At 54.9% G+C, this 14,779-nt stretch carries 12 protein-coding genes; 2 read left to right on the top strand and 10 right to left on the bottom strand.

Translation table 11 applies throughout. From position 1 onward, the window contains the following. Positions 1–51 precede the first annotated feature (51 nt). Entirely contained in the window at positions 52–969 is a 918-nt protein-coding gene (locus tag HY788_00260) for a sulfotransferase (protein MBI4772606.1), read from the top strand. A 146-nt stretch (positions 970–1,115) separates the two neighbouring features. Here the strand turns inward: HY788_00260 and HY788_00255 are convergent, their stop codons facing one another. From HY788_00255 to HY788_00210, 10 genes are all read right to left on the bottom strand, one after another. Next, entirely contained in the window at positions 1,116–1,631 is a 516-nt protein-coding gene (locus HY788_00255; GenBank protein MBI4772605.1) for a Rieske (2Fe-2S) protein, read from the bottom strand. After that, positions 1,628–4,882: an efflux RND transporter permease subunit gene (locus tag HY788_00250; GenBank protein MBI4772604.1), complete on the bottom strand. Its 3,255-nt coding sequence runs from the start codon at positions 4,880–4,882 to the stop codon at positions 1,628–1,630. Before HY788_00250 ends, HY788_00255 begins: the two co-directional genes overlap by 4 nt. A 34-nt stretch (positions 4,883–4,916) precedes the next feature. After that, positions 4,917–6,011, bottom strand: a complete 1,095-nt coding sequence (locus HY788_00245; protein MBI4772603.1) for an efflux RND transporter periplasmic adaptor subunit — start codon at positions 6,009–6,011, stop codon at positions 4,917–4,919. 96 nt (positions 6,012–6,107) lie between these two features. Further along, positions 6,108–6,785, bottom strand: a complete 678-nt coding sequence (locus tag HY788_00240; GenBank protein ID MBI4772602.1) for a dienelactone hydrolase family protein — start codon at positions 6,783–6,785, stop codon at positions 6,108–6,110. Between the two features lie 295 nt (positions 6,786–7,080). After that, the gene (locus tag HY788_00235) at positions 7,081–7,962 is read right to left on the bottom strand and encodes a hypothetical protein (protein MBI4772601.1); all 882 of its coding nucleotides are present in this window, start codon (positions 7,960–7,962) and stop codon (positions 7,081–7,083) included. Positions 7,963–8,055: 93 nt separating this feature from the next. Continuing rightward, positions 8,056–9,177, bottom strand: coding sequence for a DUF3696 domain-containing protein (locus HY788_00230; GenBank protein ID MBI4772600.1), 1,122 nt, complete (start codon positions 9,175–9,177; stop codon positions 8,056–8,058). Next, complete coding sequence (locus HY788_00225; protein ID MBI4772599.1) at positions 9,167–10,342, bottom strand: DUF262 domain-containing protein; 1,176 nt, start codon at positions 10,340–10,342, stop codon at positions 9,167–9,169. Before HY788_00225 ends, HY788_00230 begins: the two co-directional genes overlap by 11 nt. 442 nt (positions 10,343–10,784) lie before the next feature. After that, positions 10,785–10,985 (bottom strand): hypothetical protein, encoded by a 201-nt coding sequence (locus HY788_00220; protein ID MBI4772598.1) that lies wholly within the window; start codon positions 10,983–10,985, stop codon positions 10,785–10,787. Between the two features lie 120 nt (positions 10,986–11,105). Then, on the bottom strand, positions 11,106–12,341 hold the full coding sequence (locus HY788_00215) for an insulinase family protein (protein MBI4772597.1): 1,236 nt from the start codon (positions 12,339–12,341) through the stop codon (positions 11,106–11,108). A gap of 9 nt (positions 12,342–12,350) precedes the next feature. After that, positions 12,351–13,598 carry an insulinase family protein gene (locus tag HY788_00210; protein ID MBI4772596.1) on the bottom strand — a complete coding sequence of 416 codons (1,248 nt, stop codon included), beginning with the start codon at positions 13,596–13,598 and terminating at the stop codon, positions 12,351–12,353. 657 nt (positions 13,599–14,255) lie between these two features. Between HY788_00210 and HY788_00205 the strand changes: the two genes are divergently transcribed. Then, positions 14,256–14,690 carry a hypothetical protein gene (locus HY788_00205; protein ID MBI4772595.1) on the top strand — a complete coding sequence of 145 codons (435 nt, stop codon included), beginning with the start codon at positions 14,256–14,258 and terminating at the stop codon, positions 14,688–14,690. Positions 14,691–14,779 lie beyond the last annotated feature (89 nt).

Raw genomic sequence — 14,779 nt, 5'->3', positions numbered from 1 at the left:
GCGGAGTTCACCATCGGAAAACCTCGACGCGAGGCGCAAGAATACATGGAAATGGAATTCCGGTTGCTAATGATCGGCGCGATGTATGAGAACGGAGGAAACGTCACCCACCGACTGTTTGACGGTCATCCCCAGATGTTTGTGTATCCTTTCGAATCGCAGATCGGGACCTGCCTGGTCCAGGATATGCTCTCATCCGTTTTCCCCGTGAAATACCGTTGGCCTGCTTTTGAACTCAACGCCTCGGCCATCGACGACTACAAGGCGATTATCGATGAGGAGTGCAAGATTCGAGCACGAACGCCTCATGCGAGCAAGTTTCGCCATATGCCCTTCGACTTTTCCGACGACAATCGCCGCGAAATCTATCAGAGCTATATCAGGGAATCAGGCAGGTCGAGGTCGACAAACATAGCGGCATTCTTCAAGTCCACCTTCGATGCGTGGAAAGACTACAGGCACAATGGGAAACGGACCTTATACGTCGGATACAGTCCGATAGTCGTTGTGGATTTCGAGAAGATTTTTTATGATTTCCCCAATGCACATTTTCTCCATGTTGTTCGAAATCCATGGTCAGCGTACGCCGATACCAAGAAGAGGCCGGTCCCGATGAGCTTGGCGAACTACATCCTGGGCTGGAACCTCAACCAGCATTTTGCGCTCCTGGGCCGGAAGAAATTTCCGGGAAGGCTTCACATAGTGCGGACCGAGGATGTGATGGCTTCCCCTGAAAAGACGCTCGGAGCAATCTGTGAGAAGCTTGGTCTCGAGTCGGCCCACAGCCTTGGCCAACCGACGTTCAATTCAATACCCCTCGAGGAGGTCTACCCGTGGGGGACCATCAAAAAGGCGACACCCGAGGCAAACAAGGCTACCGCCGCCGAACTATCGGTCGAAGAGCGCGAGGAGATCCGCATCCGGACCTGGCAGTACCTCGAGACATTTGACTACAGGAACTTCATTTGAAAAGGGTACTGAAACGAAAATTCTGCAACGAACCAAAGTCGATTCAATCCCATGGCATCGGGAATGCGTCATAGACCATGGTTGTTGAAACAGGCGGGAAATACCGATTCGGGAGAGGCTTCAAGGGGCGGTAAAGCGCTCATGCGCTACACGCCTACCCGGTAGGACTCGGACACGTTTTCTCGGAGATCGACCATAAGTTCGTCATCCCGCCCACGGCGGACCAGGATCCGTTGCATGCTCTTTCGGGCCGGACCGGACTCGTATATTCCGCCTTCCGAGAAACGGCTTCCGTGGCAGGGACAAACATATTCCTTCCGATCCGGATAGTAAACGGGTTTGCACCCCAGATGAGGGCAACGATCCAGGAACGCGAACAGGCCTTGGTCGTCGCGGTCCAGCCAGAATTCGGCTCCTTTGAAAGGGAACCGCTCAGGCATGGGCACGGGATATCGTACCTTTTCCTTCGGCCCGCTTGCCGCCAGGAAAGCAGAGATGCTTCGAAGCATGACCGCCAAAACTATTAGGACAAGGGCCCAAATCAGAAACAGCACGCTTCGGCGCGAGGCGCCGTCAGTCGCACTCCCGGACGGCGAAAATGCTTCCGGATCAGGAGCGTCTGTTTCTTTCATCTCGATCGGTCGGATTTTGTCCCCTTTCACGATCCCCCGTATGCTCCACTCGTTCCGAACCGCTTCCTATATATCATGAAATAGACCACGGGAACCATTACTAGTGAGAACGCCGTTGACACGAACAGCCCGAAGATCAACGCCCAGGCCAGACCGGAAAATATGGGGGCCAGGGTTATGGGCCAGGCGCTCAGCGCCGTAGTCGCGGCCGTCAGGAAAATGGGCCGCATGCGCACGGCTCCGCTCGATAGTATGGCGGCCTCGAGGGACTGTCCCTCGGCGAGTTCGTCCCTTATGAAGGTGATCAGCACCACGGAGTTGCGAACCACGATGCCCGCCAGGGCAATGGTCCCGATCATCGCGGTGGCCGTGAAGAAAATCGGATTCGGGTAACCTCCCACCTGTCCTCCCGTCACCGCGTTGAGCAGCCAGAAGCCGGGCATGATGCCGATGATGGTCAGAGGCACCGCGATCAACAATACGCAGGGAATCAGGTAGCTCCTCGTTTCGTACACCAGGAGAATGTATATACCCAAAAACGCAACGGCGAAGGCGATTCCTAGATCTCTGAACACATCCACCGTGATCTTCCATTCTCCTTCACCCGTCCATTCGACCTGAAATCCTTCCGGCAAGGGGTTTCGTTCGAGCTTCCGTTGCATGCTGAAAATCGCTTCCGCCGGCGGTCGGCCCGCCAATTCACCATAAATGTACACCAGGCGGCGGAGATTCTTATGGTAGATCGTCTGATCCACGGTCGACTCCGTGAAAAGACCCAGTTCGGCAATCTGCACCGGCACGCCCGGATTCCCCCGGACATAAAGCGCCTTGAGGTCCTGCAACGTTGATCTTCGAGCCATCGGAAGTTGCAGATAGATGTTGAACGGATTCGCTTCGTGTGGAAGATGCACCACCCCGGCGTCCGCTCCCCCCAGAGCCATCTGCACCGTACGGGCAATATCCTCGGTGGAAACGCCGTTCAAAGCGGCTTTCACTTTGTCCACTTTGAACACATACAGAGTTTGAGGAAATTCCACCGAAACGTCCAGATCCACGAGCAGAGGCTCCTTGGCCATCATGTCCCGAACCATGCCCGAGGCTTCGATCATTTCTTGGTAGGTGCTGTAAGGCGCTCCGTATATTTCGGCCGTTATGGTGGCGATAACGGGCGGTCCCGGCGGAATTTCCACGATTTTAACATTGGCATGGAACCGTTCGGCTATGTGCTCGATATCCTTTCGGATCCGCAGCGCGATGGCGTGACTCTGCTGCTCGCGGTGATATTTGTCGATCAGGTTCACTCGGATGTCGGACACATTGCTGCCTTCCCGAAGATAATAGTGCCGCACCAGACCGTTAAAGTCCATGGGGCTCGAAAGGCCCACATACGTGGTATAATCGGTCATCTCGGGTACACTCGGCAGATACCCGGCTATGGCGTCCGTGGCTTCCGCCGTGCGCTCGAGGGTCGTTCCTTCGGGCATGTCCACCACGATCTGCAGCTCATTCTTGTTGTCGAACGGCAGCATCTTGAGCGGTACCAGCCCTAGGGCGGCCAGAGACACGGCTCCGAAAAACAGAACCACCGTCCCGGCGAGCAGCAGGAAACGCCAATAGGACGAGGATAGAAACGGACGCATAATCCGGCTGTAGCTTTTGCGCAGCCAGGCCGGCGTCACATCTCGAGGAACGGTTTCGGCCGACTCGCTCTCTCCCTGTTTTCGCAGCAGATAATAACTGAGCCAGGGCACGATGGTAAGGGCGCACACAGTGCTGAACGTCACCGCCAACGGCACGTTGATCGCCATGGGCCTCATGTAAGGACCCATCATGCCCGTGATAAAGAACATGGGCGTGAAGCTAACAATGATGGCCAGCGTGGAAAGAATCACCGGCGGCAACACCTCCTGCACCGCGGCAATCGTGGCGTCCAACGGTTTGCGCAGGCGCATGCGTATGTGCCGCTGGATGTTGTCCACATTGGTGATGGGGTCGTCCACCACCAATCCCAGAGACAGGATCAGGGCGAAAAGGGTCACCCGATTGATGGTATAGCCGGCCAGGTAGTTGACCAGAAGCGACAAACTGAACGTTATGGGCACCGCGGTAACTACAATGAAGGCTTCGCGCCACCCCATGGAAAACAGAATCAGCCCGGCCACGATAATCCCTGCAACGATGAGGGATTCCACTAAGTCGTTCACCTTGTCGTTGGCTGTCCGGCCGTAATCCCGGGTAATGGCGATGTCCATTCCGTCCGGCAGAACCGTGCTCCTGAGCTCCTCCAGTCGAGCCTGAACGGCCCGGGAGACGCTTATGGCGTTGGCGCCTTTCTTCTTGGCGACGGCAATGGTAACCGAAGGATAAGGACCCGGGGAAGCCTGATGGTCCGAACCGGTCCATCGAGGGTCCGCCGCCGGTCCGAAACCGAAACGGGTATAGCTGTCGATTTCGTCGGAACCATCCGAAACCCGCGCCACATCCCGGAGGTACACCGGCCGGCTCTCGTGAACGCCCACCACCAGGTTCATGACGTCTTCCGGACGAGCCAGTGCATCGCCCGCGTCCACAACCTGTTCCCGATTGACCGAGTCAAACGAACCGGCTCTTAACGTAACGTTGGCGGCCGCAAGAGCCCGGGACAGGTCCAAAGGCTGCAGACCATGAGCGGCCATGGCCTCCGCATCCAAACGCACGTTGAGTCGGCGCCGGAGTCCCCCAACGATTCTGGTTACGCCCGTATCGGGAATAGCCTGAAGCTCGATTTCCAGTTCTTCCGCCACCCGCCGGAGTTCGTACTCCTTGTATCGCCGGCTGAACAACGTGGCGCACAGAATGGGAACGTCGTCTATTTCCACCGGTTTTACGACCCATCCCGTAACTCCCGGTGGAATAAAATCCACATTCATCTGAATCTTGTTGTACAAACGAATGAGACTGTCTTCCCGATCCTCGCCCACATAGAACCGAACCGTCACCACGGCCAGGTTGGGTTTGGACATGCTGTAAACGTATTCCACTCCGTCGATCTGGTAGAGCAGTTTTTCGAGACGCGTGGCCACCAGTCGCTCGACCTCGCCGGCGCTGAAACCGGGCATGCGGACGAACACGTCCGCCATGGGGACTACGATCTGGGGATCTTCCTCTCGGGGGGTCATCAGGAGAGCGCCCATACCGGCGGCCAGCGCGAACAGGATCAGCAGAACGGACAGATTCCGGCTGATGAAGGCCCGGACCACACCTCCGATCACGCCATCCCTTTGCTGAGACACTTCAGACACTCGTCACCTCAACGTTATCAAAGTCTGTCTCGCATCAATGCAGCAGAACCCGCTGAAGCGGGGCTCCCGGCTCGGGAGACTCGATTCCCGAAAGGACCTCGAGCCGGTCCCCGAACCGTCTGCCCGTTTGCACCTCCTGCCGCACGACCGTCCCGTCCGGACGCACCAGGTCCACGAGTTCAACCTGTCCGATCCGTCGGACCGCGGATGCGGGAACGAGGAGCCGGTGGGTGGCGCCGTGAGGTACATACAGCCGACCGAACATACCGGGGAAAAGCCCCTCACGATAGGGAAGGACCACCTTCACCGTAAAGGCGCGGCTCGTCTCGGAAGCCTGGGGAACGATTTCTTCGACGGGGCCCCGACAACTGCAATCGCCGGCGTCAATTCGCATATCGAGCTCCATTCCAAGGCGGATGAACGGCAGCAGCGATTCCCGAACCGTCGCCTCGAGTCGCAGATTGGCGGGATCGTACATGGTGAGCAGCGTTTTTCCGGGTACGGCCATATCTCCCGGCTCCACCATGCGTTCGATAATTCTGCCGTTGACGGGTGCAGGAATCCGGGTAAATTTCAAAGACGATTCCACCACCTGGATTTCTTCCAACGCTCTGTCGACATTCGCTTCGGCCGCGGACTTTTTCATTTTCGCCAGATCGAATTCCTGCTCACTGGCGGACTTCCGATCCAACAGTTCGCTGACCCGACGGAATTCCCGTGACCGGAGCATGCCTTCCGCCTTGGCGGACTCGTAGCCTGCCCGGGCCGCCGCCTTCCTGGCCTCGAGCTCCCCGCGGTCCAGCTCGATCAGAAGGTCCCCTGCTTTCACTAGATCTCCTGCATAAACATTGACCTTTTCCACGCGTTCGAGGAGTTTACTCGCGATCAGCGTGCTGTGTTTGGCCCTCACCGTTCCCACAGCCTCCGCCACCAGGGGCATTTCGGTCCATTCAACAGCCGCCGGAGTATCCCCCGGTCCTATGCGGGCCTCGGACAAAGGAATTTTGTCCGGCGCAATCTTTTCATTGAACGCCCTCGTCACCCAGAGCCCCAGGAGCAAAAGCAGCAGCAACGCTCCTGTCAGGCTCAGCAACCGGGTCATCAAACGTTTCTTGTCTGTATTCGGCATGGTGGGTGGTGGTCCCTATCTTTTGAGTGGCGGATGCTTGTTGAACGGGTTCTTGGCCAAAATTCCGTGATACACCTGCCTGATGTTGCTGAAAGCCTAAGTGAGCCAGTCAAGCATCTTGCTCACGATACGGGCAAATACATCGGTTTCTGAAATCCCGGACGCTCTGGGCAACTTAAAGGAATGGTCGCCCCCATCAATGACCTCGAGGTCCCAGGGCGCTCTCAGTTTGGACAACACGCTCCTGAGAAGTTTCAGATCGCATAAAGAGTCCCTTGAGCCGGCGAAGAACAGCATGGGAACCGAAATATCATAAAGACGGGCATCCCGCAGGCGATCTTTCTCGCCGGGCGCGTGCAACGGATATCCCAGAAAGACGAGCCGGTCCGCGGGCAGTGCGCCGGCGGACACCATCTCGGCGGCGATGCGGCCGCCCATGGATTTTCCGGCGGCCACCACGCGTTCCGGTCTGATTTCGTCGTGTTCTTCCATAAATTCGAACGCGGATTGCCAGGCCGACTCGAGGATTTCCCGGCGGTCCGGGGCCTTGCGCCCCTGTTCCTTGTAAGGAAAATTAAACCGTAGCGCCGGATACCCGGCATCCGCCAGTCCCGAAGCCACGGCCTCGAGCAACGGGTTGTGCATGTCATTGCCCGCTCCGTGGGCGAGGACCACCGCAGTCCCCGTACCCGGGCGGAAATCGCCCGGCATGGAAACGATACCCGACACGCCGCCCGCACCCGCTACTTCGATGGACACATGACTTTCGTGCATAGGGTCATCCCATGGTTCGAATCGGCCCGGTCCGCCGGGGGAACTTCCTACCTGCTCAGCCGGCGCCACCAGGCCCGCTCCCCGACGAATGAACCTCCAGAGCTCCCTTTAGAAGAGGATGTACCTGAATATAGAACGAAATCCGGTGGTCGTCTATTTAAAAAATGCGGCCGCAGTGGGGGAGAAAAGGATCATGATCCTGGCAGGTAAATATTGAGATCCCAATCGGAAACCGAATAGCTGTTCCGCTTCTGCAAAAAAAAGAATGGAAGTCTTGAACTTGAGTCGGCTGCTTTTACTTTCCGTGTCTGGCTGTTGGCAGATGTCGTCCTATGTATGCTATGGTCACGATCTGTTTTTCAGTATCAGGATGGAAGTGTATGCGCCAGTTGATGCCTCTAATCTTCGTGTGGTAATTATATACTGCGAAGTTACCGTTAGAATTAGAAAACCTGCGGGCGTCCGCAAGTTTCTTGCTGGTCCTTGTAGACAGGCTTTCTGCGGACCATTCGATGCCTTCCGGGTTGTACGGCCCTCCAGCCCACTTTTTCATCGCACTGTTCAGTATGAAAAGATGTTTAAGAACTTGGCGGAAATGAGGTTCACGCCCCGATAACTGTTGAATTTGCGCCTTGGTTGCAGGGAGAAACGCGAGACGAGGAAATAGAGATTCCTTTTGCTCCCAGAGTGAGACCCCATCGACGACCTGTCTTTGAGCACGTTCACCAATCCATACGCAACGGCGGCATACATGGTCTAAGTTACTCAAAGAGCAGACTTCCACAGTTTCGGATCCCAATCTACTATTTAGGGCATACATCACTTGATACACGACTTGAATGGGATCCTGTTCGAACCTCTGATCACCTCCAAGGGAAAGAGCACATGTATCGTCAAGATAAGCCACGCCCAAACCCTCAGCTTTTTGACCTTGGAAATAGAATTCGTGCAGGCCCAAGTCGTCTGATTCCAATTTGTTCCAGAGTTCCTCGACAAAAGGGGCTTTCGTTGCTACGGTCTTGAATAATAACCGTTCGTCCCGGTTCACGCGTCTGTCCTGAAGCCAGTGCGAGACAGTATATTGGGAAGCAACCAATTCGGACATAAGGTTTCGTTTGGTACGAAGGATCTTCTCAGAACCGCAATCAGCAACGGCCTTGAAAACGAGCAAGAGCATATGCATGCGTTCCTGGGCATCCTTTACGCTCGTAGAGACCTTCTGGAAAGACAACTCGTTCAATATCTGATGCAATCGGGGAACCCTGCGGCCTTAAATCAATTCCATTAGGAGACGCTCTGTTTGATCGAAAAATCCTTCCGGCCAGTTATCGATTCGTCCATCCTTATCCACCCGAGGAGACTCCACAAAATGCTGCCCACCAGGCTGGTTCCGTTGGAAAAAATGAATGCGCACATCCTCGCTGGCAATACAACCATCCCTCACTTCTACGCGTACTCCGTTCAGTATATGATCACTGTGAGTCTCCACAATGAGTTGTATCCCGCCAGACGCGGCGAGTGCGAACAGTCGCCCCAACGCCACTTGTCCCTGCGGATGCAGATGTGCCTCCGGATTTTCCATGAGAACCAAATCTCCTGAAGAAGACGACAGAACGGCCACAAGAACCGGGAGCGTATAACTGAAACCGAAGCCGACATTGGGCGTCGAATATGGTCTGGACATTAGCCCCTTGGTAGAAGAAGGAAAGGAAACCCTCAACGAAGTCTTGCCTATGTCCGGGAAGGAAATCGGTTCCAATCGCGCACCAGGACTGATTTCTCCCAGCCACAAGTTAACCTGTGAATAAAGATTTTCCTCCGTCGAGTCAGAGGTTTTCGGATGCAGCAACCCTTGGAGGCACCGCAGGCTTTTTCCGTATTCTTCAAGATAGGCCACCGCGAATCGCCCATCTGCGCCCAATTGTCGCAATTTGCGAACATAGTAGGCAGAGATCTCGTAGATTTCTCGTGGCCCCATGCGCTCAGCCGCCAAATAATGGAATCGATTGCCGAAAACCACCCATTCAGGCAAGACCTTTGGTCCCTCTTCCAGCATCAGCACGTCCGCATGGGGATCCTCATACCTGAATTTCCAGGACTCCTGCATCCCGCCAACGGTCAATTCAAGAACAATATGCTCGTCTCGAGCACCTTCGAACAGCACATCGCCTGCCCTGCCCAGATTCACCAAATCGCCGTTCAGTAGCAAACCATAGTGTTCCAACACGTTCCGCATGGCCGATTGTCGAAGCAGCAACAAGCTCTGTAATACTGTTGACTTACCCATGCCGTTGAGACCTGTGAGGAGGGTAATCGGAGCAAGCGAAACCTTCTGGTCTTCGAAGCACTTAAAATTCATTAGATGGATGGCCTGCAGGTGATTAGTTTGCATTGAGGATATCCTCTACAAGTTTGGCAACGGTTTTAAACCGCTGCTTCACTTTCTTTACGTCCCCAGTTCCTTGAGATACCGCGGCGACAAACTCGTCATTAGTGTTCAAAACCTCAATAAATCTACTGATGACGTCATCTTTTCGGTGGATTAAATGTTCTAATTTATCTTCAGTGAGTTGGCCCAGAGTGACGGACCAGACCTCAAAGATGGCCTTGTTGATGGGATTTCTCCAGGCCGAAACCCCATCCCTAAGGCTTTTCCTGAAGGCCTGTCTTCCAAAGATCAGCCTTGATGCTCTCATAGCCCGTTGAAATCTCACCTCTAGGTCTTCGAGCTCATCATTTCCGACGGTGTTCAATCTAGCCATTTGTTCATGCAGAAACCCATCAAGATCTGCTACCTTATATTGAGGGTACGGAACGATCGTGAAAGCCATGAAACGAAGTACAAATTCCTGATCTTCCATACGATCGGGGCGCACGCTCCCTTGGGTCGCCTCTAAGAAAGCCTTCGAGCACGCGAGTTTCTTTAGGAATTGGGGTGCATTCCCTTGATTCAGTGCGTGCCTGATCTCTTGGGCCGAGAGAACTAATCCACCCGTGTTGATTCGCCTAAATATGTTAAACTTTACCTGGGGTGGTGTGCCCGGCTGAATGAGATGCGCAACGACCTGCGTCTCTCCGATACGTCTCTGCAGGTGTCGGGGTAAGTCTTTGAACATGCTATTTTCGTAATTAATCAAAAACTCGAGGTGATGAAGCCTCATGTCGCTTAGGAGAAACTCCTGTAACGTCCAAAGACGCTGCAGTCCATCCACTACGACCCAGTTTTCGTCGTCAGTGGCGTCGAAATAGAAAGAGGGCAGGGGCATGCGAAGCAGTAATGATTCTATCAGGCGACTTTTCTGGGCTGGCGACCAGAGGTCCGCCTTTCTCTGAAAACTTGGGAACAGATCGATTTCTCCCTCTTGTATCCTCGTCACCAAGAGGCTAACCGTCGGCCATGAAGTGATGATCTGCGTCTTTGTGGGATCGAAGGGCTGTGTTATGGGCTCGTCTCCCTCCACTTCCTCGGGTTCAACACCACCGTCTTCTGGGGCGGAATCGGAGCATGCCGATTCAGTGTCTATTTCTAATTCTTGAAGGTTTTCAAATCGATTCATGTGCGTTCCCCTGGCTCTATTAAAGGGATCGGTTGTAACAGAGTTCCGAGACAAACAGCTTTTTGGCGATTCGCTCCCGGTAGATGAACAGATTGTTCAGTCTTTTCAGAGTACCCGCCTTGAACATCGCATCACTTCAAGAAGGACGATCTTCCTTACTTCGCTGCCCCCGATGACGCTCCTAACCTAATGAAGAGTTTATGCAAAAGGCCTTGCTGTATTATTAGCCCGTATTCGTCGATATTTATAGCCAGAAAAGCCAAGAGAAGCAAGCTTAGGACTTTCTGGAAAGAATTCCCGGAAGGAGGTCGGAATCATATCATTTTATCGAGAGAGGACTGTGTCGGGGGGCAAGCCCGCATGTTGACTTCTTTCCGATTCTCTAGCTTACCCAACAGCCTCTCTTTCCGTGGCCCCAAGCGGACCATCTGTGAAACAATCCTCAAATCTTCTTTCTCTCCGTGCCGTGCGGTTCTTCCTGCGGATACGGCTCCATGGCGTACACCCATATTTTGTGGCTTCGCGGAAACTCCTTTTTGATCATTACCCGCAGGCTTTTCTTCAACCCGGAGGCCTCCACGGAAAAACGGTCGCAGAAGAATCCTTCTTCAATGATTTCATAAACCGTTTCGGTCCTTCGCACGACCACGACCGATCAGTTTCTTTTATACGGCCGGATATCCGGATGATGCCCCATGGGCGTGTTGTCCAATCTCTCCAGCAACGCTGCGATGATGTTGGTTTTGTCGATCATGATCCCGGATCAGATCCTCTCGAGGGGCCCCAGCGGCACCAACGCCGGTTCTCCGTCCAGAGGAAATTCGTCGAGGAAGTCCCTTACCCGGTCCACCGTTACGTCCTCGATATCCTTCATGGCTTGGGTCACCGTTTTTCTGGCGGCTCCGGCGTTTTCGATTTCCGCCAGCTGGTTCCAGCGGCTGAGGCCGTGCTCCGCCTCGCGCACCAAGGCGGACTCCGCCTTTATCCTGGACCTCGAAAGGGCCGCCTCGTCGATGCGGCGATGCACTCTTGCCATCTCCTCACGAATGAGCCCCAGGACTTCTCCGGCTCTGGCCGGAGCGGTGGAAGCGTACACGTACATCAGTCCCGAATCGTTGAAGCCCACATGGGAGGCGCTCACCCGGTCCACCAGGCCTTTTTGCTTGACCGACCAGTACAGACGGCTGTTTTCCTCCTCCCCCAGATAGCGGGCCAGCACGCGTGCGGCGGGCGCCCACGGACTTCCCACTTCCGGTCCGGGCCAAGCCAGGGCCAGATGTTCACGTGCAACCTCCGGACGGTGCGCCGGCCGGGTTTCGGAGTGAAACACCGGGACGGATTGGGATCTTCCCGTTTCGCCCGAGGTCCACGTCGCCGTATGACGCCGGACTGTTTCCACGAGCCGTTCCCTTTCAATGGCTCCCGTGGCCAGGAATACCATGTTATTGGGGGTGTAACGGCGTCGAAAATAAGCCGTCATATCGCTGTGGCTCACGGCGGTCACAGTCTCCGCGGTGCCCAAAACGCTGGTTCCCAAGGGATGATCTCCAAAGGCGGCCTGTATCAGTCGATCGGCAATGAGAGCCGAAGGATTGTCATTGTACATGGCGATTTCCTCGAGGATCACGCCCTTTTCCATGTTGAAATCCGCTTCGTCCAATTTAGGACGCATCATATCCGCGAGGATGTCGATGGAATCCTCCGCACGTTCGGCTTGAACCCAATGGAAGTAAGCCGTGCCTTCCCACCAGGTATACGCGTTCCACAATGCGCCAAGATCGTCCACCTCCCGATTGATCTGATCCCAGGAACGCCCGGCCGTGCCTTTAAAGCACATGTGCTCCAAGAAATGAGACATACCGGCACGGTTTCTCGGTTCGTCCCGGGATCCGGTGCGCACGAGAAATCCCACCGCCGTGGAACCGAGCCGAGGGATGCTTTCAAAAACCAACGACAGTCCGTTTTCCAGTTTGGTGCTCCAAAACGGGTTTCCCGCCATGACGTTTTCCTATCGAGTCTCACCGGGCTCTTGGGGCCCTAACACCGCGATGGTGCGTGGGGTCGGTGTGTAATGTCGGGCCGCGGCCCGGGCTTGTTCCAGGGTTACGGAGGATACGCCGTCCAGTATGTCCTCCAAGGAGCGGGGCGTCCCCTGAAGCAAAAGGTCATCCACCAACGAGGACGAACGCGCGGCCACGAGTTCTCCCACGGTTCGCAATCTTCCGAGGATGACCGATTTGGCGCGCTCGAATTCTTCGGCGGAGATGTCTTCAGCCAGACGGTTCACTTCGGCCAGGCATACCTTGAGGGTTTCGTCCGTGCGATCGGCCCGGGTGCCTGCGTACAGAAGCGTAATCGCCCCGGATCGAAAGGGGCTGTAGGCCGTGCTCACGGTGTATACGAGACCCCTCTTCTCGCGAACCTCGGTAAAAAGACGGCTCGAGCCGCTTCCGGAAAGCACGGTGGCCGCCACCTGGGCCGCATAGAAATCGCCGGCGTCCCGTGGAGGTCCCGGATAAATGACAGCAATATGAGCCTGTTCGCTTTTCTTGAGTTCGTGCACCACACCGGGAGCGATGCGGACCGGATGAGCGTCCGGCACTGCCCCGGCCTTATGCCAGCCCAAAAGCGCTTTCTCCACAGCCTCGAAAAATGTTCCCTCTTCCATGCCCCCGGCTGCCGTAAGGATGAGTGCGGCCGGATGGGCGATCCGATCCCAGAACCGGACAACGTCGTCTCGATCGAGGGACGTTACCGATGCTTCGGTTCCCGGCTTGGGCCTGCCCAATGGGAATCCCAGGGCGGCCCTTAAAGACGTGAGCACGATTTTTCGCTGAGGCTGGTCTTCCAGGCTTTTGATCTGTTCGAGGGTCAGCCTTTTTGCGAGCGCCACCTCGTCCTCGGGGAAGGCGGCCGACTCGAACACTTCGCGATAAATCAGAAGCGCTTCCCCTACCTTGGCGGGCAACAGATGGGCTCGAAAGGTGAATGCTTCCGCTCCCGCGTTGACGGATCGGGAGACGCCGAGGCTGTCCAGGGCATCGAAAACACCCGCCGCGTCTTTTCTATCCGTCCCTTTCATCACGGCCAGTTCCGTTACATTGGCCAGACCCAGCTTCTCGGCGGGCTCATCCCCAACGCCGCCCACAAACCGGAGACACATGGCAAAGGATTGAGCCCCTTCGAAAGGTTCGAAACAAACGCGCACGCCATTGTTCAACACGCGCAACACAGGACTAGAACTACGATTACCCATGGGATCACTCAAATCGTTCGTGGTCGTCAAAAAAACGGAATCCGGCGAGGTGTCTTCCCGAAGGGGCCCCTGCCAAGGCTGTCTCAAATTTGAGGCCTTCGTAAAAAGTCCCCACGGCGTCATACCGGACTTGATCCTGCATCCATAAGTATATGAAATTACTGGATTCCTGCTTTCACCGGAATGACGGAAAACGGTCGCTCTCGAGTCTTTACGAGTTCATCAAATATAATTCATAACATGATAGCCGGACGGCAGTGTGTCAACCCGCAAAAGAAATGGTCGCGGCTTCGCATTTAGGAATTCGCATACAAACCGCGATGCCGAGCGACCATCCCTGCGAACCCAGGCAGTATACCGGCCGAATAAAAGGGCGGTCAAGCGACATCGCATGCTCCGCCGGTGCGAGAGAGCGAACGGGAACAGGTTGGATCAACGGATGAAATCGAAAAGAAAGCTCGGATGCGTTCCCGTACGATTCCTCCCGGCCCCCCGCTGATTCGACCCCAGGCGGAATCTTCGGTAGAAAAGGTCCGACTTTCCCTTGCTCCAACCCGTTGATAACGATATAATCCCGCCGTATCGGGGATTCGGACCGATGAAGATAGGGGTCGGATCGTAGCTTCAACACAGGATGCTCTATGAGGAGATAAGACCTTGAAAAAAAGCCTGATTGCCTTGATGACGTGTGTTTTGTTAGTGGGATGTATGCCCGCATTGGCGGGACAAATCGAAGGAACCGTGAAACCGTTTATGTGTGTCATTTACGGTATATCCTGCCCTATCAACCAGGAAGACCCTGTTGCAGCCACTGCGGAACATATTATCGTGTACACGGATGAAGGGAAGTACTATTTTGTTTTGAATGTTTCGAATCGTATACTCGCGCGACATATGTTTGGAACCGTCCGTATAACAGGGGACGTAAAAGGCAAGTACAATGCCATATACGCTGACAGCTTGGAAGCGTACGACGAAGGTGAATGGGTGAAGACTTGGACCACTCAAATGGAAGAAACCATCAGACAAATCCCAAATGATATCGAAAAAAAAGCGCGACAAGAACAGAATCAACATAAAAGCGACAAGTAGTTCGAAAGACAAATGCTCTTTAGACGGCTCGAACTAAGAAAGACAGTGGCTCTGGGGCGGTGTTCGACTTGCGACCACTTGGTTTCCGG

Source organism: Deltaproteobacteria bacterium (genome assembly GCA_016208165.1).
Classification (GTDB): domain Bacteria; phylum Desulfobacterota; class Desulfarculia; order JACQYL01; family JACQYL01; genus JACQYL01.
This window is presented reverse-complemented; position numbering and strand designations above follow the sequence as displayed.